26 protein-coding genes and 1 other RNA gene are annotated in these 26,925 nt (G+C 64.6%); 7 read left to right on the forward strand and 20 right to left on the reverse strand.

Annotated features, from left to right (window positions below):
* Position 1: 1 nt before the first annotated feature.
* Genes I4X03_RS16300 through mraZ form a run of 6 tightly spaced genes read right to left on the reverse strand, consistent with a single transcriptional unit; the run spans position 2 to position 6,381 of the window.
* Positions 2 to 1,396, reverse strand: a complete 1,395-nt coding sequence (locus I4X03_RS16300; RefSeq protein WP_223469295.1) for a UDP-N-acetylmuramoyl-tripeptide--D-alanyl-D-alanine ligase — start codon at positions 1,394 to 1,396, stop codon at positions 2 to 4.
* Positions 1,396 to 2,937, reverse strand: a complete 1,542-nt coding sequence (locus I4X03_RS16305; protein ID WP_223469296.1) for a UDP-N-acetylmuramoyl-L-alanyl-D-glutamate--2,6-diaminopimelate ligase — start codon at positions 2,935 to 2,937, stop codon at positions 1,396 to 1,398. Before I4X03_RS16305 ends, I4X03_RS16300 begins: the two co-directional genes overlap by 1 nt.
* A complete protein-coding gene (locus tag I4X03_RS16310; protein ID WP_223469297.1) occupies positions 2,934 to 4,709 on the reverse strand; it encodes a peptidoglycan D,D-transpeptidase FtsI family protein in 1,776 nt (591 codons plus the stop codon). Before I4X03_RS16310 ends, I4X03_RS16305 begins: the two co-directional genes overlap by 4 nt.
* Complete coding sequence (gene ftsL / locus I4X03_RS16315) at positions 4,706 to 4,978, reverse strand: cell division protein FtsL (protein WP_223469298.1); 273 nt, start codon at positions 4,976 to 4,978, stop codon at positions 4,706 to 4,708. Before ftsL ends, I4X03_RS16310 begins: the two co-directional genes overlap by 4 nt.
* Complete coding sequence (gene rsmH, locus I4X03_RS16320) at positions 4,975 to 5,940, reverse strand: 16S rRNA (cytosine(1402)-N(4))-methyltransferase RsmH (RefSeq protein WP_223469299.1); 966 nt, start codon at positions 5,938 to 5,940, stop codon at positions 4,975 to 4,977. Before rsmH ends, ftsL begins: the two co-directional genes overlap by 4 nt.
* A gap of 12 nt (positions 5,941 to 5,952) precedes the next feature.
* Entirely contained in the window at positions 5,953 to 6,381 is a 429-nt protein-coding gene (gene mraZ / locus I4X03_RS16325) for a division/cell wall cluster transcriptional repressor MraZ (RefSeq protein WP_223469300.1), read from the reverse strand.
* A gap of 416 nt (positions 6,382 to 6,797) precedes the next feature.
* Here mraZ and I4X03_RS16330 point away from each other — a divergent pair, with 416 nt between their 5' ends.
* Positions 6,798 to 7,748: an AAA family ATPase gene (locus tag I4X03_RS16330; protein ID WP_223469301.1), complete on the forward strand. Its 951-nt coding sequence runs from the start codon at positions 6,798 to 6,800 to the stop codon at positions 7,746 to 7,748.
* A gap of 22 nt (positions 7,749 to 7,770) precedes the next feature.
* Here the strand turns inward: I4X03_RS16330 and I4X03_RS16335 are convergent, their stop codons facing one another.
* Positions 7,771 to 8,787: a zinc-binding alcohol dehydrogenase family protein gene (locus tag I4X03_RS16335; RefSeq protein WP_223469302.1), complete on the reverse strand. Its 1,017-nt coding sequence runs from the start codon at positions 8,785 to 8,787 to the stop codon at positions 7,771 to 7,773.
* A 102-nt stretch (positions 8,788 to 8,889) separates the two neighbouring features.
* On the opposite strand from I4X03_RS16335, the gene I4X03_RS16340 reads away from it, so the two are divergent.
* Both I4X03_RS16340 and I4X03_RS16345 read left to right on the forward strand, forming a co-directional pair.
* Positions 8,890 to 9,795, forward strand: coding sequence for a LysR family transcriptional regulator (locus I4X03_RS16340; RefSeq protein WP_223469303.1), 906 nt, complete (start codon positions 8,890 to 8,892; stop codon positions 9,793 to 9,795).
* Between the two features lie 113 nt (positions 9,796 to 9,908).
* The gene (locus I4X03_RS16345) at positions 9,909 to 11,093 is read left to right on the forward strand and encodes an alpha/beta hydrolase family protein (RefSeq protein ID WP_223469304.1); all 1,185 of its coding nucleotides are present in this window, start codon (positions 9,909 to 9,911) and stop codon (positions 11,091 to 11,093) included.
* 2 nt (positions 11,094 to 11,095) lie between these two features.
* On the opposite strand, the gene I4X03_RS16350 is transcribed toward I4X03_RS16345, so the two are convergent.
* From I4X03_RS16350 to rnpB, 3 genes are all read right to left on the reverse strand, one after another.
* Entirely contained in the window at positions 11,096 to 11,506 is a 411-nt protein-coding gene (locus I4X03_RS16350; RefSeq protein ID WP_223469305.1) for a cupin domain-containing protein, read from the reverse strand.
* 181 nt (positions 11,507 to 11,687) lie between these two features.
* Positions 11,688 to 13,169 (reverse strand): glycerol kinase GlpK, encoded by a 1,482-nt coding sequence (gene glpK / locus I4X03_RS16355; protein ID WP_223469306.1) that lies wholly within the window; start codon positions 13,167 to 13,169, stop codon positions 11,688 to 11,690.
* A 48-nt stretch (positions 13,170 to 13,217) separates the two neighbouring features.
* Positions 13,218 to 13,571, reverse strand: an RNA gene (gene rnpB / locus I4X03_RS16360) — RNase P RNA component class A.
* A 136-nt stretch (positions 13,572 to 13,707) separates the two neighbouring features.
* Between rnpB and I4X03_RS16365 the strand changes: the two genes are divergently transcribed.
* Together I4X03_RS16365 and I4X03_RS16370 are read left to right on the forward strand one after the other, a co-directional pair.
* Positions 13,708 to 15,279, forward strand: a complete 1,572-nt coding sequence (locus I4X03_RS16365; RefSeq protein WP_223469307.1) for an AbgT family transporter — start codon at positions 13,708 to 13,710, stop codon at positions 15,277 to 15,279.
* 122 nt (positions 15,280 to 15,401) lie between these two features.
* Complete coding sequence (locus tag I4X03_RS16370; protein ID WP_223469308.1) at positions 15,402 to 17,105, forward strand: thiamine pyrophosphate-binding protein; 1,704 nt, start codon at positions 15,402 to 15,404, stop codon at positions 17,103 to 17,105.
* A gap of 32 nt (positions 17,106 to 17,137) precedes the next feature.
* Here the strand turns inward: I4X03_RS16370 and I4X03_RS16375 are convergent, their stop codons facing one another.
* The 9 genes from I4X03_RS16375 to I4X03_RS16415 form a co-directional block, all read right to left on the reverse strand.
* Complete coding sequence (locus I4X03_RS16375) at positions 17,138 to 17,329, reverse strand: hypothetical protein (protein ID WP_223469309.1); 192 nt, start codon at positions 17,327 to 17,329, stop codon at positions 17,138 to 17,140.
* Positions 17,330 to 17,439: 110 nt separating this feature from the next.
* Positions 17,440 to 17,874, reverse strand: coding sequence for a nuclear transport factor 2 family protein (locus I4X03_RS16380; RefSeq protein WP_223469310.1), 435 nt, complete (start codon positions 17,872 to 17,874; stop codon positions 17,440 to 17,442).
* Complete coding sequence (locus I4X03_RS16385; protein WP_223469311.1) at positions 17,871 to 18,638, reverse strand: SDR family NAD(P)-dependent oxidoreductase; 768 nt, start codon at positions 18,636 to 18,638, stop codon at positions 17,871 to 17,873. Before I4X03_RS16385 ends, I4X03_RS16380 begins: the two co-directional genes overlap by 4 nt.
* The gene (locus tag I4X03_RS16390) at positions 18,635 to 19,171 is read right to left on the reverse strand and encodes a DUF3833 domain-containing protein (RefSeq protein WP_223469312.1); all 537 of its coding nucleotides are present in this window, start codon (positions 19,169 to 19,171) and stop codon (positions 18,635 to 18,637) included. The genes I4X03_RS16385 and I4X03_RS16390 overlap by 4 nt, the downstream gene beginning before the upstream one ends.
* A gap of 18 nt (positions 19,172 to 19,189) precedes the next feature.
* Positions 19,190 to 20,425 (reverse strand): MFS transporter, encoded by a 1,236-nt coding sequence (locus I4X03_RS16395; protein ID WP_223469313.1) that lies wholly within the window; start codon positions 20,423 to 20,425, stop codon positions 19,190 to 19,192.
* Entirely contained in the window at positions 20,422 to 20,952 is a 531-nt protein-coding gene (locus tag I4X03_RS16400; protein ID WP_223469314.1) for a chalcone isomerase family protein, read from the reverse strand. Before I4X03_RS16400 ends, I4X03_RS16395 begins: the two co-directional genes overlap by 4 nt.
* Positions 20,949 to 22,184 carry an SAM-dependent methyltransferase gene (locus I4X03_RS16405; protein WP_223469315.1) on the reverse strand — a complete coding sequence of 412 codons (1,236 nt, stop codon included), beginning with the start codon at positions 22,182 to 22,184 and terminating at the stop codon, positions 20,949 to 20,951. The genes I4X03_RS16400 and I4X03_RS16405 overlap by 4 nt, the downstream gene beginning before the upstream one ends.
* The gene (locus tag I4X03_RS16410) at positions 22,181 to 22,966 is read right to left on the reverse strand and encodes a DUF1365 domain-containing protein (protein ID WP_223469316.1); all 786 of its coding nucleotides are present in this window, start codon (positions 22,964 to 22,966) and stop codon (positions 22,181 to 22,183) included. Before I4X03_RS16410 ends, I4X03_RS16405 begins: the two co-directional genes overlap by 4 nt.
* Positions 22,953 to 24,242 (reverse strand): NAD(P)/FAD-dependent oxidoreductase, encoded by a 1,290-nt coding sequence (locus tag I4X03_RS16415; protein ID WP_223469317.1) that lies wholly within the window; start codon positions 24,240 to 24,242, stop codon positions 22,953 to 22,955. The genes I4X03_RS16410 and I4X03_RS16415 overlap by 14 nt, the downstream gene beginning before the upstream one ends.
* Before the next feature lie 188 nt (positions 24,243 to 24,430).
* On the opposite strand from I4X03_RS16415, the gene I4X03_RS16420 reads away from it, so the two are divergent.
* The gene (locus tag I4X03_RS16420; protein ID WP_223469318.1) at positions 24,431 to 25,378 is read left to right on the forward strand and encodes a MerR family transcriptional regulator; all 948 of its coding nucleotides are present in this window, start codon (positions 24,431 to 24,433) and stop codon (positions 25,376 to 25,378) included.
* A gap of 121 nt (positions 25,379 to 25,499) precedes the next feature.
* Here the strand turns inward: I4X03_RS16420 and I4X03_RS23215 are convergent, their stop codons facing one another.
* Complete coding sequence (locus I4X03_RS23215) at positions 25,500 to 25,823, reverse strand: hypothetical protein (protein WP_307735372.1); 324 nt, start codon at positions 25,821 to 25,823, stop codon at positions 25,500 to 25,502.
* 23 nt (positions 25,824 to 25,846) lie between these two features.
* Between I4X03_RS23215 and ftsY the strand changes: the two genes are divergently transcribed.
* Positions 25,847 to 26,923 carry a signal recognition particle-docking protein FtsY gene (gene ftsY / locus I4X03_RS16425; protein ID WP_307735373.1) on the forward strand — a complete coding sequence of 359 codons (1,077 nt, stop codon included), beginning with the start codon at positions 25,847 to 25,849 and terminating at the stop codon, positions 26,921 to 26,923.
* The last annotated feature ends 2 nt before the right edge of the window (positions 26,924 to 26,925 follow it).

A 26,925-nucleotide genomic window follows, 5' to 3' on the forward strand; every position in this document is an offset into this window, starting at 1 on the left:
ATTAGTGGGCTTCCTTGCCAGTGGTGTGTTGTCCAAGAAGGTGTTGAACCACGCGCTCCATCTTCATGAAACGCGAGCCCTTCACCAACACAGTTGCGTCAGATTTGGTGCCCAGCTTGTGTTCCAGTGCCGCCAATAACTCGTCAAACTGCTCAAAATGTTGTGCGCCAGCGCCCGCCATGTGGCGCGCCAGCTCGCCGGTCGCCAGCACGGTCTTGACGCCGCGGCTGGCAGCGTATGCTGCGATCTCTTCGTGGAACTCGCGTCCCTGCGTGCCGACTTCGCCCATGTCGCCGAGCACCAGGATGCGCGGCTCGGCCGCTTCGGCCAGCACGTCGATCGCGGCGCGCACCGAATCGGGATTGGCGTTGTAGGTGTCGTCGATGACGGTGGCGCCGCACACGGCCAGCTTGCGCTGCAGGCGGCCGCTGACCGGCGCGAAGGCTTCGATGCCGCGCACGATGGCGTCGCGCTCGATGCCTGCAGCTACCGCGCAGGCGATCGCCGCAAGCGCGTTGCGCACGTTGTGCAGGCCGAATGCCGACAGCTGCACGGTAAAGGTGCCGTCTTCCTTGCCGGTGCCGGCCACGGTGACGTCAAGTTCGCTGCCTGCGCCCGATGCGCGGTGCGCGCAGCTGACGTTGGCGGCGTTATTCAGGCCGAAGGTAATGATTTTGCGCTGGCCGCGCGCTTGCGCGAGGCTAAGCCACAGGCCGGTGTAGGTATCGTCCGCCGGGAACACCGCCACGCCATTGGCCGGCAAGCCCGCGATGACAGCGCCGTTTTCCTGCGCGACCGCTTCCACGGTGTGCATGAATTCCTGGTGCTCGCGCTGGGCGTTGTTCACCAGCCCGATGCCGGGTTGGGCAATCGCGGTCAGGCGCCCGATCTCGCCCGGGTGGTTCATGCCCAGTTCAACGACTGCGGCCTTGTGCGCTTCGGTCAGGCGCATCAGGGTCAGCGGCACGCCGATTTCGTTATTCAGGTTGCCGCGCGTGGCAAGACGGCCTTCTTCACCGTGCGCCGCCGCCAGGATCGAGGCGATCATTTCCTTGACCGTCGTCTTGCCGTTGCTGCCGGTGACGCCGATGACTGGCATGTCGAACTGCGCGCGCCAGAAATTGGCGATCTGTCCCAGCGCGACCAGGGTGTCCGGCACCACGATGGCAGGCAGCTTCAGGCCCGGCGGGAGTTCTTCGACGACGACCGCGGCCACGCCGCGCGCGGCGACCTGTTCGAGGAAATCGTGACCGTCGAAATTCTCGCCGCGCAGCGCGACGAACAGCTCGCCGGCGCCGGCGCTGCGGCTATCGGTGGTGACGGAGTCGAACGCCGCGTTCTGCGTCATGCGAGCGCCCGCGATGGACGGGACCATCAGTGCCAGTGAGCCGCGCATCAGTGGGTCCTCATCATCGTAACGCGCGCCGCGAAGGCCAGCGCAGCATGGTCGGCGTCGGAAAACGGCATCTTCTTGCCCTTGATTTCCTGGTATGCCTCGTGGCCTTTGCCGGCGACGAGGATGACATCCTGCCTGGCCGCGTGCTTGACCGACGACAGGATGGCCGCAGCGCGGTCTTCGATCGCCTGGAAGGTCGACGAAGGATGATCCTTGTCCATGCCGCCGACGATCTGCCTGATGATCTCGGCCGGATCTTCGCTGCGCGGATTGTCGCTGGTGACCAGCACATGCTGGGCGATTTGCGAGATGGCGCCCATCTGCGGGCGCTTGCCCGGATCGCGGTCGCCGCCGCAGCCGAACACGCACCACAGCTGGCCGCCGCGTTCATCGGCCACCTGGCGCAGCGCCTGCAGGGTTTTTTCCAGCGCGTCCGGGGTGTGCGCGTAGTCGATGACGACCATCGGCGCATCCTGGCCGCCAAGCTGCTGCATGCGGCCCGGGGCCGGGCTCAAAGCTTCGAGCGCATCGACACCGGCCTTCAGCGCAGTGCCTTTGGCCAGCAGGGCGCCAAGCACCGCCAGCGCATTGCTGATGTTGAAATGGCCGACCAGCTGGGTCTTGACGTTGGCCGCGCCGTACGGCGATTCGAGATGGAAGTCGGTGCCGGCATGGCGGCTGCGGAACTGCGAGGCGCGCAGGATCGCCACGCCATCGAGCGCTGGCTGGGCCGCGGCATCGCGCAGCGTGTAGCCGATCAGCGCGAGCGCGTCGCCGAACTTGGCGCGCAGGTGCTCCACGAGGCGCAATCCGGCTGGGTCGTCCAGGTTAAGTACAGCTGTCTTCAGGTGAGGCCATTCAAACAATTTAATCTTGGCCGCTTCGTAGCTGGCCATGTCGCCGTGATAGTCGAGGTGGTCGCGCGTCAGGTTGGTGAACAACGCGACATCGAAATGCATGCCGGACGTACGGCCCTGCTCCAAACCAATCGATGATACCTCGATCGCCAGCGAGGCAGCGCCCGCTTGGCGTACTTGCGCGAGCTTTCCTGCAAGCAGCACCGCGTCGGGGGTGGTGTAGCCGGTGACGTCGTATTCAGGCTCGCCGCGGCCGCTGAACAGGCCTACGCCGAGCGTGCCGATGACGGCGGCGGGGCTGCCGAGGCGCGCCAGGGCCTGGCCGAGCCAGACCGCGCAGGAGGTCTTGCCGTTGGTGCCGGTGACGCCTACCGTGAACATCTGCGCGTCCGGCATGCCGTAGAACGCATGCGCGATCTCGCCGGCGTGGCGCTTGAGGTGCTCGACGGCCAGGTGCGGCACGTCGAGCGCGCTATCCCAGGCGAAGTCGGTGGCTTCGAACACCACCGCGGCGGCGCCCTGCTCGACCGCGGTGCGGATGTAATCGCGGCCGTCGCTGCCCTCGCCCTTGTAGGCGAAGAACACGTCGCCGGCCTTGATGCGGCGCGAATCGGATGCCAGCTGCGCGTTGGGCGCAGTGTCGCGGATCCACTGGCAGATGTCCTGGATGCTTACCGGGGTCACAGGCTGTCCTCCAGCGGGTTTTCAGGAATGATGATGTCGACGACGGTCGAATCGGGCGGCACGTTGGCCGCGCGCAGCGCATTGGCCGCCAGCGCAGCGAAGGTCGGCGCCGCGACCCAGCCGCCGGTGCGGTAGACGCCACTGACGTCGTCAAGCATCACCGCGATGATGAAGCGCGGGTTCGACATCGGCGCGATGCCGACGAACGAGCCGATGTTGCGGTTGTGCGAATAGCGGCCATTGATCAGCTTTTGCGCGGTGCCGGTTTTGCCGCCGACGCGGTAGCCAGGCACCTGCGCCTTGGAGGCGGTGCCTTCGGGGCCGACCACGCTTTCGAGCATGGTGCGGATCTGGCGCGCGGTCTGCGGGGAAATGACCTGCTGGCCGACCGGCGGCTCGGTGACTTTCTGGAACGACAGCGGGATGATGTCGCCGTCGCGCGCGAAGATCATGTACGAACGCGCCAGCTGCAGCAGCGAGACCGAAATGCCGTGGCCGAACGCCATGTTGGCCTGCTCGATCGGCTTCCACGATTTGTACGGGCGCACGCGGCCGGCGACGGCGCCGGGGAAGCCGAATTTCGGCTGCTGGCCGAAGCCGGACTTGGTGAACATTTCCCACATCTCTTGTGGCGGAATCGGCAGCGCGATCTTGGCCATGCCGATGTTGGATGACTTCTGGATGATGCTGCTGACCGACATGGTGCCGTAGGTGTGCATGTCGCGGATGCGGCGGTCGCCGATCACCATGAAGCCAGGCGCGGTTTCGTACATCGTGTCGGGCGTGACGCGCTTGGTGTCGAGCGCCAGCGCCACCGTAAACGGCTTGAGCGTCGAACCCGGTTCGAAAGTATCGGTCACCACGCGGTTGCGCAGCTGTTCGCCGGTCAGCTTGCGGCGGTCGTTCGGGTTGTAGGTCGGGTAGTTGGCCAGCGCCAGCACTTCGCCGGTCCTCACGTCCAGCACCACGGCGGCGCCTGCCTTGGCGTTGAACTTCTCGACCGCCTCCTTGATGCTGGAAAAAGCGATGTACTGCAGCTTGCTGTCGACCGACAAGGTCAGGTCGCGGCCGTCATGCGGCAGCTTCGACAGGCCGACGTCTTCGACGATGCGGCCCAGGCGGTCCTTGATGACGCGGCGCGAGCCGGTAGCACCCTGCAGCGTCTTTTGCTGCGCCAGCTCCATGCTCTCCTGGCCGGCGTCTTCGACGTTGGTGAAGCCGACCACGTGGGTCATCACTTCGCCCTGCGGGTAGAAGCGCTTGTATTCCTTGCGGGTGTCGAGGCCGGCGATTTCCAGCTTGTCGATCTGGGCGATCACGTCCATCTCGACCTGGCGCTTCAGGTAGACAAAGGTGCGGTCCGAATCGAGCTTCTTGCGCAGGTCGGCGCTGCTCATGTCGAGCAGGCGCGCCAGCTCGGCCAGCTTGGCAGGCGGCGACTTGAGTACGTCTTCAGGAATCGCCCACACCGCCTTGACCGGCAGCGACGAGGCCAGCACCTGGCCGTTACGGTCCATGATCTTGCCGCGCGTGGCTGGCAGCTCGATGGTGCGCTCGTAGCGGCTCTTGCCCTGCTTTTGCAGGAACTCGTTGGACATCCCCTGCAGCCAGACGGCGCGCACGGCCAGCGCCGCGAACGCGGCGAACAGCACAAACAGCACGACGCGCGAACGCCAGATCGGCAGGCTGACCGCCAGCACCGGGCTTTTCGAGAACGACACCCCTTTCGAGGCGGCGACCCGCGAGTTCACGCCATGTCCGCTGCGCTTCATTTGTCGCCTTCCGTGAGGTACTGCGTACGTGCCGGGGACAGCGGCGCCATGTTCAGTTCAGTGCGCGCGATCTGCTCGATGCGCGCGTTCTTGCCCAGGGTGGACTGGTCGAGCTGAAGCTGGGACCAGTCGATGTCGAGCTGGCGCGACTGCTGCTGCAGTTTTCCCAGTTCGATGAACAGGTTGCGCGCCTTGTACTGCGAGTTCACCAGCGCCAGCGCGCAGCTCACCAGCAGCGCGGCGAGGACGATGTTGATCTTGAAGCTCATGCGCCGGCTCCGGCAAACGGCAGGCGTTCGGCCACCCGCAAGACCGCCGAGCGCGAGCGCGGGTTGTCCTTGACTTCCGCGTCGGACGGCTTGATCTTGGCGATCAGCTTCATCAGCGGCTGCGGCAGGTCGACGGCGCGGATCGGCAGGCGGCGGTCCGGCTGCTCGACCTTGGCTTTACTGGCCAGAAATTGCTTGACCATGCGGTCTTCCAGCGAATGGAAGCTGATGACCGACATGCGCGCGCCAGGCGCCAGCAACGCGTATGCCTCGCTTAAGCCTGCTTCGAGATCTTCAAGCTCTTTATTGACGAAAATCCGGATAGCCTGAAAGGTACGGGTGGCCGGATCCTTGCCCTTTTCGCGGGTCTTGACCGCGTTTGCCACGATACCGGCAAGCTGTCGTGTGGTTGAAATTGGTTGGACTGCCCGGCCAGCAACAATCGCCTTTGCAATCTGAAAAGCAAACCGTTCTTCCCCATAATCGCGCACTACCTTTTCCAGTTGTTGTTCGGTTGCCGTTGCCAGCCACTCGGCCGCCGAGACGCCGCGCGTGGTATCCATGCGCATGTCGAGCGGACCATCTTTTTGAAAGCTGAAACCGCGCGCGGCGTCGTCCACCTGCGGCGACGAGATGCCCAGGTCGAGCAGGATGCCGTCCACGTGGGATACGCCGCGTTCGGCAAGCGCGCTCTTCATGGTGGCGAAGCTGTCGTGCACGATCTCGAAACGGGGGTCGTCGATCTGATTTGCGGTGGCAATTGCCTGCAGGTCCTTGTCGAAACCGAACAGGCGACCCTTCGGCCCCAGCTTCGACAGGATCAGGCGGCTGTGGCCGCCGCGGCCGAAGGTGCCATCTATATAGATACCGTCGGCGCGCACGCCTGTGATGTCGAGCGCATCGACCGCTTCGTTGAGCAGCACCGTCCGGTGCTGAAACTCAGGCGCCGCCACTGTCGTCATTCGCTGGCGCCTTTAAAAAGAGAAATTGGAAAGCACGTCGGGCATGCCGCCGGCGACGGCTTCCTGCTCGTTGTCGGCCAGCTTGGCGGCATCCCAGATTTCGAAGTGGGTGCCCATGCCGAGCAGCATCACATCACGCGTCAGGCCGACAGCCTGGCGCAGTTCTGGCGAAATAAGGATGCGCCCTGCCGAATCCATCTCGACATCGCAAGCATTACCGAGGAAAATCCGCTGCCACGCACGGGCGGACATTGGCCAGGCGGCGATCTGGTCGCGATGCGATTCCCAGACCGGGCGCGGGAAGAACAGCAGGCAGCCGTGCGGGTGCTTGGTAAGCGTGAGCCGTCCTTCGCACTGGACTGCGAGTGCGTCACGATGCTTGGCAGGAATAGACATCCTGCCTTTCGCATCGAGGTTGATTGCGGACGCGCCTTGAAACACGTTTTAGCCTAGTTCTGGATTGAATTATGTAACTGCTTTTTTAGCTTGGGAAGCTGATTTCTCTCCCACAAAACTACACTTTTTCACACTGTTGCCCACTTTAGTGGAAGCAAGGAAGTGGGTCAAGCGGTTTCCGTATCGAAAATCGGAATTTTTCTAATGAAGTCAATGACTTAGCGCACTTCGTTGAAGCAGCCTCTGGCGAAAATGTGTCAAAAAACAGGCACTTAGAAAAGACATTGAATGTGCTACTTCATCTGCAAATTGGACTTTTCCGGGAGTTTGCGCTATCACAAAATAAATACGAGCTTACTTTTTAGCAACAGCATGGTTCACGGGTGAAATTGCACGCTGGCCGTAGCCGAGTTAGGATAAAGGCGCAGGCAGCAGGCAAACCTTAGTGCCAGGAGGACGTCATGAACATCACCCTCGCCCGTACCCGCGCCGTGTACGACCTGAGTGAAGTGCAAGGCGCCCTTGAGCGCAGCAAGGGCCGCTCGCCCGAGCTCGACGCCTTCTACGAACGCATGCTCGACAACGGCGCCGAGCGTTTCGTCACCACGCCCTCGTCGGCCGACGCACTCTCTCCGCTAGTGGATGAATGTCCCAACTTCGACCAAGTGGTGAGCGACCTGCGCCGCTACGTGGCGCTGGCCAACGCCGGCGACGGCGGCATTAACGTCATGCCGATCCTGCTGCTGGGCGACCCGGGCGTGGGCAAAACCCACTTTGCCAAGCGGCTGGCCAAGGCGATGGCCACCGACCGCGAGTTAATCAGCATGAATGCGCTGTCGGCCGGGTTCGTCATCACCGGCAGCTCGGCCAGCTGGAAAGGCGCGAAATGCGGCAAAGTGGCCGAGCGCCTGGTGCGTGGGCAGTATGCCAATCCGGTGGTGGTGCTCGATGAAGTGGAAAAGGCCAGCGGTTCGTCGCAGTCCGATCCGCTGGCGGCGCTGTACCAGTTGCTTGAGCCGGAGACGTCGCGGGCGTTTCGCGACGAGTTTATCGACGTGGAGATCGATGCCAGCCAGATTTTCTGGGTGCTGACGGCCAATAGCACCGATGGCATCCCCGCTCCGCTGCTCAACCGGATGGCGGTGTACGACGTGCCGGCGCCCACGCCCGCGCAGGCGGCGGGGATCGCGCAGCGGATCTATGCAGGGCTGGTGTCCGAGCTAAAACTGGCCAGGTTCGCGCACCAGCTCGCGCCCGCGGTGCTCGACAAGCTGGCCGGGGTGTCGCCGCGCGACATGCGCAAGACCTTGCTCGATGGTCTCGGCTATGCGGCGGCGGGCGGACGCGATGACGTGACCGTACAAGATATCCGCCTGAAGGCGACGCCGGGAAAGTCGCGGATCGGCTTTTAGACCGATTCCGCGCTTCGGTCACTCAGCTGGTGTGGAAATTTTCGAGCACGATCTTGCCGACGGCGCGGCCGCTCTCGATAAGGGCATGGGCCCGGCGCAGGTTCCCGGCCGAGATCACGCCGAAGTGCTCACCCAGCGTGGTGCGCAAGGTCCCGTCGTCGATCATCGCCGACACGCGATTCAACAACTCATGCTGCTTGATCATGTCCGGCGTCTCGAACATCGAGCGCGTGAACATCAGCTCCCAGTGCAGCGAGATCGACTTGCGCTTGAGCGCCAGGACGTCGATCTGGGCCGGGTCGTCGATCAATGCGAGCTGGCCCTGCGGCGCCAGCACGTCGACGATGGCCGGAAAGTGCTTGTCGGTGTGCGTCAGGCTGATGACGATGTCCACCGCCGGGATGCCAAGCGCCTCGAGCTGTGGGCGCAGCGCTTGCGTGTGGTCGATCACGTGGTGGGCGCCGAGTTCGCGCACCCAGTTGCGGGTTTCCTCGCGCGAGGCGGTGCCGATGACGGTCAGCTTGGTGAGCTTGCGCGCCAATTGGAGCAAAATCGAACCGACCCCGCCAGCCGCGCCGATCACCAGCAACGACTGGCCGGCGCCGCCCCCTTCGGCCACCCTGAGGCGGTCGAACAGCAGCTCCCAGGCCGTGATCGAGGTGAGCGGCAGGGCCGCCGACTGGGCATGGTCGAGCGTCGCCGGCTTGCGCCCGACGATGCGCTCGTCCACCAGTTGGAACTCGGCGTTCGATCCCGGGCGCACGAGCGAACCGGCGTAAAACACTTCATCGCCTTCCTTGAACAGGGTCACGCTGCTGCCGACGGCGCGCACGATGCCGCTCGCGTCCCAGCCCAGCACGCGCGGTTCCGTGACCGGGGCGCCCAGGCGGATCTTGGTATCGATCGGATTGACCGACACCGCGCGCACTTCGACCAACAGGTCGCGCGGGCCGGCCAGCGGCATCGGCAGCTCGATCTCCTGCAGGGATTGGGCGTCGCTGATGGGGAGGCCGTGCTGGGTATACACTACTGCTTTCATGTTGAATCTCCATTAAGTTTTAGGCTTGATGGCGATTCTACGGCGAAGTCTTCCCAGTAAAAACCCGGCTGGCGCGATTTCACTTTCACAGCTGGAGAGAAAATGATCAGGTTAGATGACCTTGCAGTATTCGTCCGTACCGCCGCCCTCGGCAGTTTTTCGAAGGCCGCGCGCGAGGTTAACCTGTTGCCCGGACAGGCCAGCGCAGCGATTGGACGTCTCGAACGCGAGCTCGAAGTCCGCCTGTTCGCCCGCTCGACGCGCAGCCTGCGCCTGACCGAAGAAGGCAAGCGCTACCTGCCTTTCGCGCAGGACGCGCTGCAGGCCATGCGCGACGGCGTCGACGGCATTCGCGGCGACGCAAACTGCCTGACTGGCACGCTGCAGATCGCTGCGCCTTCGGACTTCGGCCGTAACCTGCTGCTGCCGTGGATCTCGGAATTTCGCCGCGCGCACCCCAGCCTCGACATCCATCTGATGGTGTCGGACCAGGTAACGGACGTGTTCCGCGATCCCGTCGACATCGCCCTTCGCTATGGACAGATCGATGATGCCAGCTATGTCGCGCTGCCGGTAGCACCCGGCAACCGCCGCGTGCTCGTGGCGTCGCCCGATTACATCGCGCGGCACGGACAGCCAGCCACGCTCGCTAGCCTGGACGAGCACAACTGCCTGCAATTCCGGCTGCGCGGCCGTGCCCATGACCGCTGGTCGTTTTATCCGCCTGCGGGTGAGCGTGTTGTCCAGGTCGCGGGACGGCTGGTGAGCGACGATGCCGAGGTGGTGCGGCGCTGGGCGCTGGCCGGCGAGGGCATCGCGTACAAGTCGTGGCTCGACGTCAGCGCGGATGTGGCCCAAGGGCGCCTGCAGGTGCTGCTGCCTGAGCTGCCGGGCGAAGCGGCGCCGCTGAACCTGGTCTGCCCGCACCGCCGGCAGTTCTTGCCGGCGGTGAAGCTGCTGCACGCGCTGGTCGAGGAGCGCTGCCGCCCCCTCGCGCGCACCACCTGAGCTCGGGCTCGTCGAAACGTCGATCAAGTTGCAAAAAGTTAAACTTTAGTTAATACTCGACGTGTGTCGCGTCACGGGCATCCCTTCTCGAACCTTCCCTTCGCCGGAGACCCATGCGCCACTTCCTGTTCGCAGTCCTGTTCGCCGCCGTCAGTGTGGCCCATGCCCAATCGTTGTTTTCCTTTTCAAACCAGCCGGGTGAACACGGCGTGGGCGTTCGCTTTGTCAAACAATACGATGGCAGCAGGCCATTCGCGAAATCGCGCAGTTTCTGGGCTGGCGGACGTGCAAAGGACGACTTAGGCCGCCCGATCCAGACCGTGATCTGGTACCCCGCCGCCAAAGGCGGCAAGGCGGTCCAGTGGAACGATTACCTGTCGCTGATCGGCTGGGAAACCAACTTCAACCTCAGCGGCGCCGAGGAAAAGCGGCTTGTCGATGGGTGGATCGAGATGGTCACCGATGGGAAGCGCCCGGCGCAGGTTGCGGCTGAACGCGCCAAACCGATGTGGGCAGTACGCGGGGCGGTCCCGACGAACGGCAAATTTCCGGTCGTGATTTACGCGCCCAGCATCAATAACACCGCCTTTGAAAACGCCGACCTGGCGGAGTTTTTGGCCAGCCACGGCTATATCGTGATCTCCAGCCCGACGATTGGCGCGGCCCGCCGCTTCATCAAATGGGATCTGGCGAATGCGGAAATGCAGGCCGACGATATCCGCTTCCTGATCGATTATGCGAAGACGCTGCCGCAGGCGGACATGTCGCGCGTGGCGGCGGCAGGCTTCAGCTGGGGCGGGTTTACCAATATTCTCGCAGCCGTGAAAGACCCGCGGATCAAGGCGCTGGTGTCCATGGACGGCACGCTCAGGTACTACAATGCGCTGGTGGCCGAGGCCAAATACGCCGTACCGGAGAACATCAAAACGCCACTGCTCTACCTGGCGCAACGCCCCGCATCGGTGGAAGAGAATATCCGCATCGAGCAGGACCTGACCGGCAGTTTCATCGGCCGCATGTCGAAGGCGGATGTCTATATGCTCACCATGCACCCGATGGAGCATGTCCATTTCGGCTCGGCGTTCATTCGTTTGGACGACGCCGCCGACTACCAGGAATACACGGCGGACGAAGTATCGTTCGCGTATAGCCTGGGGGCGCGTTATGTCCTCAATTTCCTCAACGGGTATTTGAAAGGCGACCGTTCCGGCCTGGCCTACCTGACAAATCGGCCAGTGAAAAACGGCGCGCCGCCGCATAGCCTGGTAATGCAATTCACTCCGGCCAAATACAAATAGGATTACTTGGCCAGCACGACGATCGGCTTGCCCTTCTCGACCAGGTAGGTGGCCAGTTCAGAACCAACGCCGTCGCCAGCGTTGCGCGCGGCGTGTACTGCGCCAGCGGGGATATACAGCGACTCGCCGGCCGTCAGGCGGATCGTTTTTCCGTCCATCGCGTATTCCAGGGTTCCGCTCAATACGTAGGCGATTTCCACGCCAGGGTGGGAGTGGGCCGGGAACGATGCGCCATGGGCAAAGTCCACTCGCACCTGGATCGCCTCGTTCTTGTGGTCGTAGTCGTGGCGTACCGACTCGGTGCGGGCGATGCCCTGGTCATCGAACTTCTGGGCGTGGGCGGCGGGCAGCAGGACTGCACTGGCGATCAGTGCGGCGGCGGCGCTACGGGCAAGCGTCTGGATAAGTTTCATGGTGGTTCTCCAATAAGGCGCCGGTTGCGCAGTCGGCCGGAATAGCGGACTGGAACGCGGCAAGCTCATTAGACCGCCCGAATGTGTACCGTGAATGTCGAAAACCGGCGGCTGCAGGCGCGAAGTGTATCTGCGCGGCCGGCCGATACACGCGGATACAGGCGGGGCGTGCCCGATCTTGCTAAGCCCAGCCCTTCGACCTGCCAACCGCCTGGTCCCAGCGCGCCATCAAAGCGCGCCGCTGGTCCTCGCCGATCGACGGTTCGAACCTGCGCTCGGCCTGCCACTGCGCCGCGATCTCCTGCTGCGACTCCCAGAAGCCGACCGCCAGCCCGGCCAGGTAGGCCGCGCCCAGCGCCGTGGTCTCGGTCACCTTCGGCCGCACCACCGGCACGCCGAGCAAATCGGCCTGGAACTGCATCAGCAGGTCGTTGCGCGCCGCGCCGCCATCGGCGCGCACTTCGGCCACCGGCACCGCCGCGTCCTTGCACATCGCCGCCAGCAGCTCGGCGCTCTGGTAAGCGATCGCCTCCACCGCCGCGCGCGCGATATGCCCCTTGTTGGTCCCGCGCGTCATGCCCACCAGCGTGCCGCGCGCGTATGGATCCCAGTGCGGTGCGCCAAGCCCGGCAAAGGCCGGTACCAGGAACACCCCGCCGTTATCGGGCACGCTGGCCGCCAGCGCCTCCACCTCGTGCGAGGCGTTGATGATTCCAAGGCCATCGCGCAGCCACTGCACCGTGGCGCCGCCCATGAACACGCTGCCTTCGATCAGGTAGTCGGTCGTGCCGCCCACGCGCCAGCCCACCGTCGACAGCAGCCGGTTGTGCGACAGCGCCGGCTTCTGCCCGGCGTGCATCAGCATGAAACACCCGGTCCCGTAGGTGTTCTTGACCATGCCGGGCTGGTGGCAGGCCTGGCCGAAGGTGGCCGCCTGCTGGTCGCCGGCGAGGCCGGCGATGGCAACCGGCCCGCCGAGCCACTCGCTTGAGGCGACGCCCACCTGCCCGGCGCTGTCGACCACTTCGGGCAGCATCGACGCAGGAATGCCGAACAGGTCGAGGAGTTCCGGGTCCCAGCGCATGTCGTGGATATTGAACAGCATCGTGCGCGACGCGTTGCTCACGTCGGTGACGTGGGCCCCGCTCAGCTTGAACACCAGCCAGCTGTCGACCGTGCCGAAGGCCAGCTCGCCGCGCTCGGCGCGTGCGCGCACGCCCGCCACGTGCTCCAGCAGCCAGGCCAGTTTGCTGGCCGAGAAATAAGCGTCCAGTTCAAGCCCCGTGCGCTGGCCAATGCGCTCGGCCTTGCCTTGCTCGCGCAGGCGCTCGCATGCTCCGGCGGTGCGCCGGTCTTGCCAGACGATGGCGTTGGCCACCGGCTCTCCGGTCTTGCGGTCCCATACCAGCGTGGTCTCGCGCTGGTTGGCGATGCCGATGGCGGCCACCTGCGCATGCGTGACGTGGCATGCGCGCAGCACTTCGCGCGCCACCTTCAGCTGGCTGTTCCAGATATCGCGGGGGTCGTGCTCGACCCAGCCAGGCTGGGGAAAATGCTGGGGAAATTCCTGCTGCGCGGTGCCGCGGATACGGCCTTCGCGGTCGAACAGGATGGCGCGGGAGCTGGTGGTGCCCTGGTCAAGGGCGAGGATGTATTGAGTCATCAAGGTCCCCGGCGCATGGCCCGCGGACGTGCCGGGGCCGGAATAAAAGTGTAAAGCAGGCCGATAGGCCGGATTCTGTATACGGCGAACGCCCTTGCGAACGTTCGCTATGACAGCCATTCCTCTAGGCGCCGAATTACTCCGGCGCTCAAGCTTCCTACCCGCACGCTCCGCGAGCAACATCAACGCGTGCCTATTTGGAATTGCTCCAGGTGGAGGTTACCGCGTTTCACCGTAACTTAATACGCTCGTCTCTGTGGCCCTATTCCTCGCCTTATACCCCCGGCTTGCGCCGGGAAGCTTTCAGCGGACGGCCGTTAACCGTCACCCTGCTCTATGGAGTCCGGACCTTCCTCCCGCCGACGCATTACACGCCAGCCAGCGGCTGCCTTGGCCTGCTTCACGGGCGCTATTGTAACAGGTGCCCAGGCAGCCTATGCCCGATGGTATGGCAAGGGGCTTTGCTACAGGCATGTTTTCTGCGACACTCAGCCGTTCAATTTATCTTCGTCATTTTGCAACCCAGAAGGAAATCCTTATGTCTGTACAAGCTGCGCCGGCAAAAGCGGGATGGTTGTCCCGCGCCCTGAATGTGATCGAAGTTGTCGGCAACAAGTTGCCCGACCCGGCAGTCCTGTTTGCCCTGTTGATGGCCGTCGTCTGGTTCGCGTCGTGGGCCTTGTCGGGCGTGAGCTTCAATGAGATCGATCCGCGCTCGGGCCAGGCGATCCAGATCAAGAACCTGCTGGCGCCGGTGGCACTGACCGATTTCGTCTCCAAACTGGTCAATACCTTCGTCACCTTCCCGCCGCTGGGCGTGGTGCTGGTCGCCATGCTGGGCCTGGGCGTGGCCGAATATACGGGCTACATCAACGCCGGCTTGCGCTCGATCTTGTCGGTCACGCCGAAAGTCCTGCTCACGCCGGTACTGGTTGCCGTAGGCGTGCTGAGCCACGTGGCGGTCGATGCCGGCTACGTGCTGGTCATTCCGCTGGGCGCCGTGATCTTCTACGCCGCCGGCCGCCATCCGCTGGCCGGCATCGCCGCCGCCTTCGCCGGCGTCTCGGGCGGTTTCTCGGCCACCTTCTTCGTGCCGTCCAGCCTGGACCCGCTGCTGGCCGGCCTGACCCAGGTCGCCGCCCGCCTGTCCTCGGACCCGGCGGCCGCCAATATCGTCATCAACCCGCTGAATAACTTCTTCTTCACGTCGGCCTCGACCCTGCTGGTCGTGCTGATCGGATGGGTCCTGACCGACAAGTTCATCGAGCCGCGCCTGAAAGCCACCGCGGTCGATGGCGATGCGGCCGACCTGCCCAAGATGGACCCGTTGCAGGCCAATGAGCGCAAAGGCCTGCGCTGGGCCACCGCCGCGATGTTCGCCAGCCTGGTGCTGCTGGTCTGGTCGTTTATTCCTGAAACCTCGGCATGGCGCTCGCCCACCAACAACCAGCTGACCCACTCGTCGGCGCCGCTGATGCAGTCGATCGTGGCGATCATCTTCGTGTTCTTCCTGATTCCCGGCGTGGTGTATGGGTATGTGGCCGGCACCGCCAAGAACCATCGCGACATCATCAAGGGCATGAGCCAGGCCATGAGCGGCATGGGCTACTACATCGTCATGGCGTTCTTCTGCGCCCAGTTCATCTTTGCGTTCGGCCAGTCGAACCTGGGCGCGCTGATGGCGATCAAGGGCGCGATGTGGCTCAAGGATATGGCGTTCCCGATGGGCGTGACGCTGGTAGGCATCGTGCTGCTGTCCAGCTCGGTCAACCTGCTGGTCGGTTCGGCCTCGGCCAAATGGGCGCTGATCGGCGCGGTCATGGTGCCGATGCTGATGGAACTGGGCGTCTCGCCCGACCTGACCCAGGCCGCGTACCGCGTGGGCGACTCGTCGACCAACATCATCACCCCGCTGCTGCCGTATTTCCCCCTGATCGTGGTGTTCTGCCGCAAATACGTGAAGTCGACCGGTATCGGCACCCTGATCGCGCTGATGCTGCCGTATTCGATCGCCATGCTGGTGCTGTGGACCTCGTTCCTGCTGGGCTTCTGGGCGCTCGACATTCCGCTGGGCATAGGCTCGACCTATACCTACCCGTCAGCAAGCTGAAAAACACGATGAAGGGTGCAGTCAAGAAAGGTTGATTCTGAAATTTGGTGTCGTTATTTCAAAAGCCCGGCCGCCAGCGGCTCGCATAGAATGAGGCATACCAAAATTAAGAGGCAACGCACATGACGCACCCTTCCCGTACCGGCGGCCAGATCCTGGTCGATGCGCTCAAGATCCACGGCGTGGACACCGCCTTCGGCGTGCCCGGCGAGAGCTATCTTGACGTGCTCGACGCGCTGCATGATTCGAGCATCCGCTTCATCGTCAACCGCCAGGAAGGCGGCGCCGCGTTCATGGCCGAGGCCTACGGGAAGATGACGGGCCAGCCGGGCATCTGCTTCGTCACCCGCGGCCCGGGCGCCACCAACGCGTCGATCGGCGTGCACACCGCCTACCAGGATTCGACCCCGATGATCCTGTTCATCGGCCAGGTCGGCGGCGACTTCACCGACCGCGAAGCGTTCCAGGAAATCGACTACCGCCGCATGTACGGCCAGATGGCCAAGTGGGTCACCCAGATCGACCGCGCTGACCGCATTCCCGAATACATCGCACGCGCATTCCAGGTGGCCACCAGCGGCCGCCCTGGCCCGGTGGTGCTGGCACTGCCGGAAGACATGCTGATCGAGACCGCCAGCGTAGCAGACACGCGCCGCTACCAGCCGGTGCAGGCGTCGCCGTCAGCGGCGCAGATCGACACCTTGCGCGGCATGCTGGCCGCGGCCCAGCGTCCGCTGGTGCTGCTGGGCGGCGGCACCTGGAACGCCCAAGCCTGCGCCGACCTGCGCAGCTTCGTCGAAGCGAACGCGCTGCCGGTTGGCTGCGCGTTCCGCTTCCAGGACCTGCTCGATAACGCGCACCCGAACTACATCGGGGACGTCGGCATCGGCATCAACCAGAAACTGGCCGCGCGCGTCAAACACGCCGACCTGCTGATCGCCATCGGCCCGCGCCTCGGCGAGATGACGACCGGCGGCTACACCTTGCTGGCCTCGCCGGTGCCGCAGCAAAAGCTGGTGCACTTCCATTGCGATGCCGAAGAACTGGGAAGCGTCTACCAGGCCGACCTGATGATCAACAGCGGCGCGCCGCAGGCCTGCGCGATGCTGGCGGCGATGGCGCCGGTCGATGCCGGCGCGTGGCGCTCGAGCGTGCCGGATGCGAAGGCCGAACTGGCCGCGTACCAGGAACAACCGCCGATCTTCAAGGACGGCCAAGCGCCGCTCGACCTGTGGCAGGTCGTGCAGGAGCTGATGCGGCAGGTCCCGCATGACACCGTCGTCACCAACGGCGCCGGCAACTACGCGTCGTGGGCGCACCGCTTCTACCGCTACGGCGGCATGCGCACGCAGCTGGCCCCGACCAATGGCGCGATGGGTTACGGCGTGCCGGCCGGCGTCGCGGCAAAGATCGTCAACCCCGACCGCACCGTCGTGACCTTCGCGGGCGACGGCGAATTCATGATGAACGGCCAGGAGCTTGCCACCGCCGTGCAGTACAAGGCCGGCGTGGTCATCATCGTCTTTAACAATGGGATGTTCGGCACGATCCGCATGCACCAGGAACGCGACTACCCGGGCCGCGTGTCGGGCACCGATTTGCACAATCCCGATTTCGCGGCGCTGGCACGCGCTTACGGCGCGCACGGCGAGCAGGTCGATACGACGGCGGACTTCGGCCCGGCGCTGGCGCGCGCGATCGAACACGCGCGCGTCAACAATTTGCCGGCGCTGATCGAACTGCGCTACGACGGCAACCTGATCACGCCGAACGCGACGCTCGCGACCATCCGCCAGAACGCGCAGGCTTCACAAGCGGCGCAGTGATTTGATGGAGCAGGTAGCTGGCGGAACGGGGCTTATTCGAGCCCGAGTTCCGCCGGCATCGGCAACGGCGCATCGAACACGCTGACCAGGTAGGCCGGTGATGTTGCCAGCAATGCGACAAGCACGATGAACACGCCGCACACCACATATTTAATGGCCACGGCGCCAAACGAGCGCACTTTTTGAAGTGCAATTTGCGCCTGCAAATGATCGTAGTCTTTCACAATCTCTCCAAGCTGTTACAACGTGCTAAGTAGTTGATTTAAAGGACATCCCTGACCAGAATCTTAGCGGATTGCGGGCACGCTGTCACAGCAGTAGCCCTAATATTTTTCTATCGTGCGGCAGCGCGTTTTAGCATTCTCATGAAAGCGCCCAGCAGCGGCAACTTTTCGTACAGCTCTTCCGCTGCGTCCCAGTAATCCCGATGCAATGTCACCAGCCCACGCTCATCGAACAGGATGTGGGTCGCGCCACGAATGCATTGCTCGTCCGTCCGATAGCGCTTCATGCGGAAGCGAAACTCCCAGGTCAGGAACGCCTCCCCATCCTGTTGAATTCCGCTAATAACGTGAAAGCTCGGCTGATTTACCTGATGGAACATATGGGTGAAGATATGCGCGATGGCGCCATGCCCCTTCACATCGTTGAACGGGTCCTTGAAATGGGCGTCCGTCGCGTATACCGATGCCAGCTCCTCATGCAAGGTGGCGGGATTGATCGCCTCATAAAAACGCACCAGGCGCGCGAGCTCGGGTGACCGGTTCATAAACCTGTCACCTTATGGATCAGCCAGAAATACATCCGGTAGGGCAGCAGGCGCGCAAAGCGCAGCGCGTTGGTGAACCGGCGCGGGAAGTGGATGTGAAACTGGCCACGTTCGAGCCCCTCGACCAGCGCCAGCGCCGCATTGTCGGGCGACATCAGGGCCGGCATCGGGAAGTCGTTATTCGCCGTCAACGGCGTTTCGACGAAGCCCGGATTGATCTGGTATACGGCGATGCCGCGCGGGCGCAGGTCGAGGTATAGCGACTCCGACAGGTTGATCAGCGCCGCCTTGGTCGGGCCGTACACCAGCGCCTTCGGCAGGCCGCCGAATCCGGCCACCGACGCGACGATGCCGACACCGCCGTAGCGCTGCCTGAGCAACTGCGGCAGCACTACATCGAGGCAGTTGAACGTGCCGCGCAGGTTCAGGTCCACCAGCGCGTTGGCGGCGTCCAGGTCGAAGGTATCGGCGCGCATCTCGTTGTAGCCGCCGGCGACCAGCAGCACCAGGTCGATGCCGCCCCATTCACGGAGCACCCGCTCGCTGGCGTCCATCAGGCTGGCATGGTCGGTTACGTCGAGCGGCACGGCGATGGCGCGCGGCATGCCGGCCACCGCGCTGTGCAGCTTGCCGGCGCTGCGTGCCGACAGCGCGACCGTGGCGCCGAGCGCGTGCAGCAGTTCGGCGGTGGCCTTGCCGATGCCCGTCGAGGCGCCGACCACCCATACCCGCTTGCCGTTCCAGTCGGAGATGCGCGGGTTCATGGCGACCGTTTGGAAAACGAGAGAGTGACGTTACCGAGATCGACGCCAAACTTGCTCATCGCGGTCCGGTTCAGCATGACCTTGTCATCGATCAGGAACATCCAGTCATCCATGTGGACGTCGATGATGCGCTCGCCGACCGGCAGCGACAGCACGTAGCGCCAGCGCAGGGAATTGCCCGACACGATGCCCTCGGCGGTGCCGACGACGTCCGGGGCAGTCGCCGTGAAGGTGGTCGGACTGGTCTTGCGCAAGGTCCAGACGCGCTTTTGCTTGGTGCCGTCCGAGTAGACGAAGTCTTCATCGAGCGTGCCCACGTCGCCCACCCAGGTGCAGCGCATGACCACCACGAAGCGCTTGACCACCTTGCCGAAGCGGTCCTGGAACATGCCGTGGGCGTCGAGCGTGCCGTTAAAGTAGGTCTGCACGTCGAGCGCCGGCTTTTCGTTCGCGTATTGGGATGGCTGCGGGGCGGTACAGGCGCTGAGGGTGACGACGGCGGCAGCCGCGATCAATGCAGTAGAGATTCTCATGATGGTTCCTTTAAATGGTCAGCAATCGCGTAAGGGGGCGCGCCACAGCATTGCGGCGGCCAGTACTTTCAGGACGCATGGAAGGAGCGCATAGGCGGCGGCAAGCGCCCCCGTCCCAGCGCTGCTGCCGGGTACGTAGCCCAGCCAGTCGAGCAAAGGCAGCGAGATTCCCGCAGCCAGCGCCAATGTGATTTGCACTCCCCAGTTCCAGATCCCGAAGTAGGCGGCCTCGCGCTGGCCGGAGTCGCCGCCTTTGGCGATCACGCCTGCCAGCAGCGCGGGCGGCAGCGCCAGGTCGGCGCCGAGCGCAAAGCCGGACAGCAGGCAGATCGCGCCAAAGGCCATCGCATCGCCCTGGCCCAGCGCAAAAGCCCATACGAATACCAGCGCCGACAGCAGCATGCCGCCGGTCCAGGCGCGCGCCTCGCCAACCCTGCGCGCGGCAGCGACCCACGGCGCCACGGAAGCGGCGGCGGCGCCGAAGTACAGGATCAGAAACAGCCCCGCCATGCTGCCGAGCCCCAGCCGGTCGGAGGCGAAGAACAGGAACAGCGTGGCCGGAATGGCCGACGCCACGCCGTTGACGATCAGGACCGCGAACAGCGACCGGAATCGCCGGTTGGCAAACGGTGCGGCCATCGCGCCGATGCCCGGCGCGGCGGCGGCAACACCGGCCATGGCGGGACGCGGCGATTTGACGGACAGCAGCAGCACGCCGGCGGCCAGCGCCAGCGCGAACGACAGCGACAGTGCGCCGTAGCCCGCGCCGCTGGTCACTGCGGCAGCGAGCACCACGCCGGCCAGCGCGAATGCCTCGCGCACGCCGGACACCCGGGCGCGTTCCTCGGGCGCCTGCGTCAACGCGGCGCCCCAGCTCTGGTGGGCGATCGTCACCAGACCGAAGCCGAGATACACCAGCATCAGCGTGCCGAGGAACCATGCCAGCGCGGCAGCGCCGTCCAGTACCGGCGGATGGAACAGCGCCACGAACCCGGCCAGCAGCAGCGGCGCACCGAACAGGACAAAGCGCCCGAAGGCGCCGCGCCCGCGCTCGATCCAACAGCCGAGCAACGGGTCGAGGAAAGCGGCGCCGACGCGCGCGGCCAGCAGCGCGCTGCCGATCAGCGCCAGCGACAGGCCAGTGCGTTCGGCGTAGAACTTCGGAAGATAAACGTAAATCGGCAGCGCGACCATCGCCAGCGGCAGGCCAAGCAGGCCATACGCCATCAGCTGGGGCATGGCCAGCCGGGTCATTGGCGCGCCGCTTCCTTGAGAAGCGCTTCGCGCAGCTGCGGCGCGGTGGTGCGGGGGCTGAGCCAGATACCGGCGAAGGCCTGCGCGAAGCCCGGCTCGGAGATCGTGCCAAGCACCGCCTCGTCAAGGTGGAAGCGCACCGCGCCGCCCGGCAGGAACACGCCGGTGATCCGGCTGCCTTCCTTCACGTCCGGGAAAATGGCGCGCATCTTGCCGAGCCAGAGCGCGCGCTGGGCCTTTGTTCCGCCGCCGGTTTTTTCCATCTGGTCGGCGCTGGCGTCGGCGATCCGCACGCCGCTCAGCGCGCGGGCATAGCGCAGTTCGAGCGCAAACGGCGCGCCCGGCGCATACCCGGCCTCGCCTACCCACAGGCTGGCGTCGTAGATCTTCATGCCGAACCAGGTGAACTTGCCCTGTCCGGACACCCGCGCGCCCGGCAGGTCCGGCGCGACCTGCGGCATGGCAGCCTGCGCGGCGCTGGCGAACACGGTGGACATCAGGGCGACAAGCAGCAGGCGGGCCATCATATTTTCTCCAGCGTGAAGTGCATGACGCTGGTATTCCTGGCCCTGAACGCCGCTTCGCAATAGGCCAGGTAGAAGTCCCAGGTACGGATGAACGGCTCGTCGAAGCCCTGCCCGCGCACCGCCTCCAGGTTGGCGTGGAACGCCGTGCGCCACATTGCCAGGGTATCGGCGTAGTCGATGCCGAAGTCGAATTCGCGGGTGACAAGCAGGCCGCGCTCCTGCGCCATGCGCTTGAACACCTCGGGTGACGGCAGCATCCCGCCGGGGAAGATGTACTGCTGGATGAAGTCGGTGCCCTTGCGATAGCGGTCGAACAGTTCATCCGCAATCACGATGGTCTGCACGCACGCGCGTCCGCCCGGCTTCAGGTTGCGCGCCACGCAGTCGAAGTAGCTTGGCCAGTAGGCCTCGCCCACCGCTTCGAACATCTCGATCGACGCGATCGCGTCGTACTCGCCCTCGCTGTCGCGGTAATCGCGCAGCTGCAGGTCGACCATCTGGTCGAGCCGCGCATCCTTCATGCGCTGGGTTGCGAAAGCGAGCTGCTGTTCGGACAAGGTGAGGCCGGTGACGTAGACGCCTGCTTCGCCCGCCGCCATCTCGGCGAATCCACCCCAGCCGCAACCGATTTCAAGCACCCGCTTGCCGGGGCGCAGGCGCAGCTGGCCGAGCACGGCGCGGTACTTTTCCGCCTGCGCCAGCGCCAGGTCGGCGCCGCTGGCAGGCGTGAACAGTGCGCTCGAATAGGTCATCGACGGGTCCAGCCACAGCTTGTAGAACGCGTTGCCGATGTCGTAGTGGGCGTGGATGTTCTTGCGGCTGCCGTTACGGCTGTTGCGGTTCAGCAGATGGCGCACGCGGTACGCCAGCCTGCCCCACCAGCTGCCATACAGCGCCGACTCGACCTGCGCGCGGTTGTTGGCCAGCAGTTCGAGCAGGCCGGCCAGGCTGCTGGTATGCCAGTCGCCGGCGATGTAGGTCTCGGCAAAGCCGATATCGCCCGAGCGCAGCGCGGCGGCAAACACGTCCCAGCTCTGCAGTTCCAGCGTGACCGGCACGCCGCCGCTGCCGAACACCAGCTGTTCGCCGTCGGGGGTGCGCAGGTGCAGCGTCCCGTGCTGGAGCTTGTCGAGCAGGCGCAGGACGATCGCCGCGGAGGTTGGGACGGGCTGCTTGCGCGTGCGCGCCGGTACGGCGATCGGGGCCGCGGACTGGAAAGAATCGGAACTCATCGGCTAACCTTTTGTTCAGGTGGAGCGGGTTTGGAATAAAAAGGCACGCGGCGCAGCCACAGGCGCAAGGCCTGCCAGTGGATGCGCGCGACGACGCCGAAAGTCATCAAGGGGAAAGCGAAAAATGCCCGTGCCACGCTGGCGTCGCACAGGCGTGCGGCCACGCCCGATACGCTGGTCTCGAGCAGCAGGCCGTCGGCGTCGTGGTAATCGATGCGCGCCAGCGTGTGCTCCGACTGGCCGCGCGCGGCGCGCATGAAGCGGAACCGGTAGCCGCCTTCGATTCGGCAGAACGGCGACACGTGGAACACCTTGCGGGCCCGCAGTTCGCTGCCGTTGGCGATCGCCGCGCCGGTATCGAGCAGGTAGAAGTGGCGCTCGCCGAAGGTGTTGCGCACGTCGCACAGCACCGCGCGCAAGGCGCCGTCGGCGCGGTGGCAGAACCAGAACGAGACCGGGTTGAACGCGTAGCCGAGCACGCGCGGCATTGCCTGCAGCCAGATCTCGCCGTCGGCGTCGGACACGCCTTCGGCTTCAAGCAGCGTATCGATCCACTCGATCAGCGGGCGTTGGCCGTCGCCATGGTCGGCATCGAAGAACGACAGCAGGTTGAAGCGGTTGCGCGACACCAGGTGCGCGTTGAAACCCTGGCTGCCCAGCGAACGGATTGGAAGGCGCAGGTAGTAGCTGGCGTAGGCGAACGCGTTCGCGCTCGGACGCATACGGCGGTGCCGCACCTGGCCGAAGCACAGCTGCGGCGCTGAAACGTCAGGCGGCCGCATCGCCCTGCCCTGCCATGCGCGCCGCCAGCGCCGCTGCCACTGCGAGGCCGGATGCCAGGCCGTCTTCGTGGAAGCCGTAGCCAGTCCAGGCACCGGCGAACCAGGTCCCCTGCACCCCCTGCAGCGCCTGCAGGCGGCCTTGCGCGGCGACCGCCGCGGCGTCGAATACCGGGTGCGCGTAGTCGAACTCGCCCAGCACCAGGCGCGGGTCCGGCTGGTCGATCGGGTTGAGCGACACAATCACCGGGGTCGAACATGGCAACGGCTGCAGCTTGTTGATCAGGTAGTGGACGCAGACCTCGGGCGTCGCCGACGCGGTGCTCTGGTAGTTCCAGGCCGACCAGGCGCGCCGGTTCTCGGGGAGGCAGCTGGCGTCGGTATGCAGCACCGCGCGGTTTGGCTGGTAGCCGATCGCGCCCAGCAGCGCGCGTTCGTCGTCACGTGCATCGCCCAGCAGGGCCAGCGCCTGGTCGCTGTGGCAGGCCAGCACGACCTGGTCGAACTGCTCGGCGCCGGCGCCGGTGTCGACCCGCACCGAGCGCGCCCCGCCAGCGGCTGCGCGGGTGACCGAACGCACCGGCGTGACCAGGCGGCGCGATGGAATCGCCGCCAGCATCTTGTCGACATACACGCGCGAGCCGCCGCGTACCGTGCGCCACTGCGGCCGGTCGCTTACCTGCAGCAGGCCGTGGTTGTGGCAGAAGCGGATGAAGGTCGCCGCCGGGAAGGCCAGCATCTGCCCGGCCGGGCATGACCAGATGCAGGCGGCCATCGGCAGCAGGTACCAGTTGCGGAACGCGTCGCTGTAGCCGCGCTCGGCCAGGAAGGCGCCGAGCGACTGCGCCGGCATCGGGCCGGCGCCGGTGGCCAGCGCGGTGGCTTCCTTATTAAAGCGCAGGATGTCGCGCACCATCCCCAGGAAGCGCGGGTTGAACAGGTTGCGGCGCTGGGCGAACACGGTGTCCAGGTTGCTGCCAGCCCATTCCAGCGTGCGGCCCGGCAAGGGCAGCTTGACCGAGAACGACATGTCGCTGCCGACGCTTTCCACGCCAAGCTCTTCGAACAACGCGATCAGCTTCGGATAGGTGCGCTGGTTGAACACCAGGAATCCGGTGTCGACGCCGAAGCGGAAGCCATCGACATCGACGTCGACTGTATTGCTGTGCCCGCCGAAATAGCTCCCGGCCTCGAACAGCGTCACGTCCGCCCCCGCCTGGACCAGGCGGTAAGCACTCGACAAGCCGGAAATGCCGGCGCCAATCACAGCGATTTTCATGTTTTATCCAAACTTTGTTTTGTCCATGACAAAGAAGTCGTCATTGGCATATTCTACAAATACTAGGTAATTGTCAATCGTTTTGTCCTGAACAAATATGTCGCAATCACGGCTTTTCTTTCGCGTTTCGTGGCAAAATCCCTGTTGATACGCTTACAATGAATAAACTGTCCTATACAGGCCCACTCATGAGCACGACAAACAACGACGACCGCATGACCACCATCAGCGAGGTAGAACGCGAAACCGGCATTGCCAAGGAAACCCTGCGGGTATGGGAACGCCGCTATGACTTCCCCAAGCCAGGCAGGGATGCCAACGGTGAACGGATATATACGTCGGAGCAACGCATTCGGTTGCAACTAATTAAGCGGCTGATCGACAACGGCTACCGGCCTGGCAAAATTGTCAATCTTTCTGGCGAAGAGCTCGATGAACTGGCCCGGCTGGCGGCACGCAAGTCATCCATTCCGGCGCCAAATGCCGATGACCCGCTGTTGGCGGATTGCATGGCGATGATCAGGGCGCATCGGGTGCCCGAGTTGCGCCAGCTGATGATGCAGGCGCAGCTGCGACTGGGACTGCGCGCGTTCGTCACGGACCTGGTGGCCCCGATGACCACCCTGGTCGGGAATGAATGGGCGGCCGGGCGGCTGGCCATTTTTGAAGAGCACCTGTACGCTGAAACGCTGCAAGGCGTGATGCGCGCGGCAATCTTCAGCGCCAGCCAGCAAACCGACCGCGAGCACGCCGCCCCGCGCATCCTGCTGACCACCGTACCGATAGAGCGGCACGGCCTGGGCCTGCTGATGGCCGAGGCCCTGTTCGCGCTGGAAGGAGCCTGCTGCATCTCGCTGGGTGTGCAGACACCTTTATCCGACATCGTGACGGCCGCCAAGGTGCACCGGGCGGACGTGGTGGCGCTGTCGTTCTCGTCCGCGGTATCGGGCCGCGCGGCGATGGACAATATCCTGCAGCTGAAGGAGCGGCTCGACGGTGCGGCCGAGGTCTGGGTGGGCGGCGCCTGCGCCGCACAACTGATACGCCAGCTCGGTCCGGAATGCGTGATCGACCTCGAAGGCATTGCCCCGAGCATCGAGCGCTGGCGCAGGACGCGCGTCCAGCTCGCCGCTTAGACAGGATGACAAGAAGCACGGGCCCTGCTCTGGTAAAATACGCGCGATCCAATTCATCGTTCCCCGCAACCGGGGGAATGTGCATGCAGCGCCCGCCGATACAGACCCATGTTTAGTTTCTTCAAGAAAATTCTTCGCTCGGAAGAGAGTCCGGCGCCTGAGCAAGTCGCGCCGCCAACACCGCCTGCTCCCGCTCCTGTTCCTGCTCCTGTTCCTGTTCCTGCGCCTGCGCCTGCGCCTGCGCCGGCTGAACCTGTGCGCATCGCGCCGCCAGTTGTCGCAGTGCCGCCAGTCGCACTGGCGCCAGTGCCGGTGCCAGCTCCGGTCCCGGCGCCAGCCCCTGCTCCTGCTCCTGCACCTGCTCCTGCACCTGTCGCCGCACCTGCGCCGATTGCCCCGCCAGCGCCGGTTCCAGCACCATCGCCCGTCCAGGTAGCGGCACCATCACCGGCACCCGCACCGTCGGGCATGTCGCGCCGCTACGGCACCACCTCGACGTTTTCGCCACCGCCAGTGCTGCAGCCGGCGCCGGTCGCGCCGCCGCCGGTAATCCAGCCGCCTGCACCAGTGCCGGTCCCCGAGCCAGTCGCGCAAGCCGCGGAGCTGATTCCCGAGACCGCCGAGCGCCTCGGCAGCGAAGCAGACCGGAAAAAATCCTGGATGGACCGCCTCAAGGCCGGCCTGTCGAAGACCTCCAGCAATCTGAGCCTGTTGTTCGTCGGCGCGCGCATCGACGAGGACCTGTACGAAGAACTCGAAGCGGCGCTGCTGATGTCCGACGCCGGCATGGACGCCACCCAGTACCTGCTGGATGCGCTGCGCAAGAAGGTCAAGGAAGACAAGCTGCTCGACGCCGCCGAGGTCAAGGCCGCGCTCAAGGTCTTGATGACCGACATGCTGCGCCCGCTCGAGAAACCGCTCGAACTGGGCCGCTACGAACCGCTGGTGATGATGATCGCGGGCGTCAACGGCGCCGGCAAGACCACCACCATCGGCAAGCTGGCCAAGCATATGCAGACCTACCACCAGTCGGTGCTGCTGGCTGCGGGCGACACCTTCCGCGCCGCCGCGCGCGAACAGCTGATGGTCTGGGGCCAGCGCAACAACGTCACCGTGATCTCGCAGGAGTCGGGCGACCCGGCTGCCGTCGCCTTCGATGCGGTCCAGTCGGGCAAGGCGCGCAAGATGGACGTGGTCATGGTCGATACCGCAGGCCGCCTGCCGACCCAGCTGCACCTGATGGACGAACTGCGCAAGATCAAGCGCGTGATCGGCAAGGGCATGGAAGGCGCCCCGCACGAAACCCTGCTGGTCATTGACGGCAATACGGGACAGAACGCGCTGGCGCAGGTCAAGGCCTTCGACGACGCGCTGACCCTGACTGGCCTGGTCATCACAAAACTCGACGGCACCGCGAAAGGCGGCGTGCTGGCGGCGATCGCACGTACCCGCCCGGTGCCTGTTTATTTCATCGGCGTAGGCGAGAAAATCGAAGACCTGCAGCCATTCAAGGCTGACGAATTTGTCGAAGCGCTGCTCGGATAAGG

This window comes from Massilia soli (assembly GCF_016809835.1).
GTDB lineage: Bacteria > Pseudomonadota > Gammaproteobacteria > Burkholderiales > Burkholderiaceae_D > Telluria_A > Telluria_A soli.

What these genes read in the sequence shown, in the direction of transcription:
- I4X03_RS16365 (WP_223469307.1), top strand. Translation starts at nt 13,708, where the DNA reads ATGTCTGTACAAGCTGCGCCGGCAAAAGCGGGATGGTTGTCCCGCGCC.
- I4X03_RS16350 (WP_223469305.1), bottom strand. Translation starts at nt 11,506, where the DNA reads ATGAAACTTATCCAGACGCTTGCCCGTAGCGCCGCCGCCGCACTGATC.
- I4X03_RS16300 (WP_223469295.1), bottom strand. Translation starts at nt 1,396, where the DNA reads ATGCGCGGCTCACTGGCACTGATGGTCCCGTCCATCGCGGGCGCTCGC.
- I4X03_RS16370 (WP_223469308.1), top strand. Translation starts at nt 15,402, where the DNA reads ATGACGCACCCTTCCCGTACCGGCGGCCAGATCCTGGTCGATGCGCTC.
- I4X03_RS16340 (WP_223469303.1), top strand. Translation starts at nt 8,890, where the DNA reads ATGATCAGGTTAGATGACCTTGCAGTATTCGTCCGTACCGCCGCCCTC.
- I4X03_RS16390 (WP_223469312.1), bottom strand. Translation starts at nt 19,171, where the DNA reads ATGAGAATCTCTACTGCATTGATCGCGGCTGCCGCCGTCGTCACCCTC.
- I4X03_RS16335 (WP_223469302.1), bottom strand. Translation starts at nt 8,787, where the DNA reads ATGAAAGCAGTAGTGTATACCCAGCACGGCCTCCCCATCAGCGACGCC.
- I4X03_RS16385 (WP_223469311.1), bottom strand. Translation starts at nt 18,638, where the DNA reads ATGAACCCGCGCATCTCCGACTGGAACGGCAAGCGGGTATGGGTGGTC.
- I4X03_RS16330 (WP_223469301.1), top strand. Translation starts at nt 6,798, where the DNA reads ATGAACATCACCCTCGCCCGTACCCGCGCCGTGTACGACCTGAGTGAA.
- I4X03_RS16410 (WP_223469316.1), bottom strand. Translation starts at nt 22,966, where the DNA reads ATGCGGCCGCCTGACGTTTCAGCGCCGCAGCTGTGCTTCGGCCAGGTG.
- I4X03_RS16420 (WP_223469318.1), top strand. Translation starts at nt 24,431, where the DNA reads ATGAGCACGACAAACAACGACGACCGCATGACCACCATCAGCGAGGTA.
- glpK (WP_223469306.1), bottom strand. Translation starts at nt 13,169, where the DNA reads ATGACTCAATACATCCTCGCCCTTGACCAGGGCACCACCAGCTCCCGC.
- I4X03_RS16380 (WP_223469310.1), bottom strand. Translation starts at nt 17,874, where the DNA reads ATGAACCGGTCACCCGAGCTCGCGCGCCTGGTGCGTTTTTATGAGGCG.
- I4X03_RS23215 (WP_307735372.1), bottom strand. Translation starts at nt 25,823, where the DNA reads ATGGTGCCGCTACCTGGACGGGCGATGGTGCTGGAACCGGCGCTGGCG.
- I4X03_RS16345 (WP_223469304.1), top strand. Translation starts at nt 9,909, where the DNA reads ATGCGCCACTTCCTGTTCGCAGTCCTGTTCGCCGCCGTCAGTGTGGCC.
- I4X03_RS16405 (WP_223469315.1), bottom strand. Translation starts at nt 22,184, where the DNA reads ATGAGTTCCGATTCTTTCCAGTCCGCGGCCCCGATCGCCGTACCGGCG.
- I4X03_RS16395 (WP_223469313.1), bottom strand. Translation starts at nt 20,425, where the DNA reads ATGACCCGGCTGGCCATGCCCCAGCTGATGGCGTATGGCCTGCTTGGC.
- rsmH (WP_223469299.1), bottom strand. Translation starts at nt 5,940, where the DNA reads ATGACGACAGTGGCGGCGCCTGAGTTTCAGCACCGGACGGTGCTGCTC.
- I4X03_RS16415 (WP_223469317.1), bottom strand. Translation starts at nt 24,242, where the DNA reads ATGAAAATCGCTGTGATTGGCGCCGGCATTTCCGGCTTGTCGAGTGCT.
- ftsL (WP_223469298.1), bottom strand. Translation starts at nt 4,978, where the DNA reads ATGAGCTTCAAGATCAACATCGTCCTCGCCGCGCTGCTGGTGAGCTGC.
- ftsY (WP_307735373.1), top strand. Translation starts at nt 25,847, where the DNA reads ATGTCGCGCCGCTACGGCACCACCTCGACGTTTTCGCCACCGCCAGTG.
- I4X03_RS16400 (WP_223469314.1), bottom strand. Translation starts at nt 20,952, where the DNA reads ATGATGGCCCGCCTGCTGCTTGTCGCCCTGATGTCCACCGTGTTCGCC.
- I4X03_RS16310 (WP_223469297.1), bottom strand. Translation starts at nt 4,709, where the DNA reads ATGAAGCGCAGCGGACATGGCGTGAACTCGCGGGTCGCCGCCTCGAAA.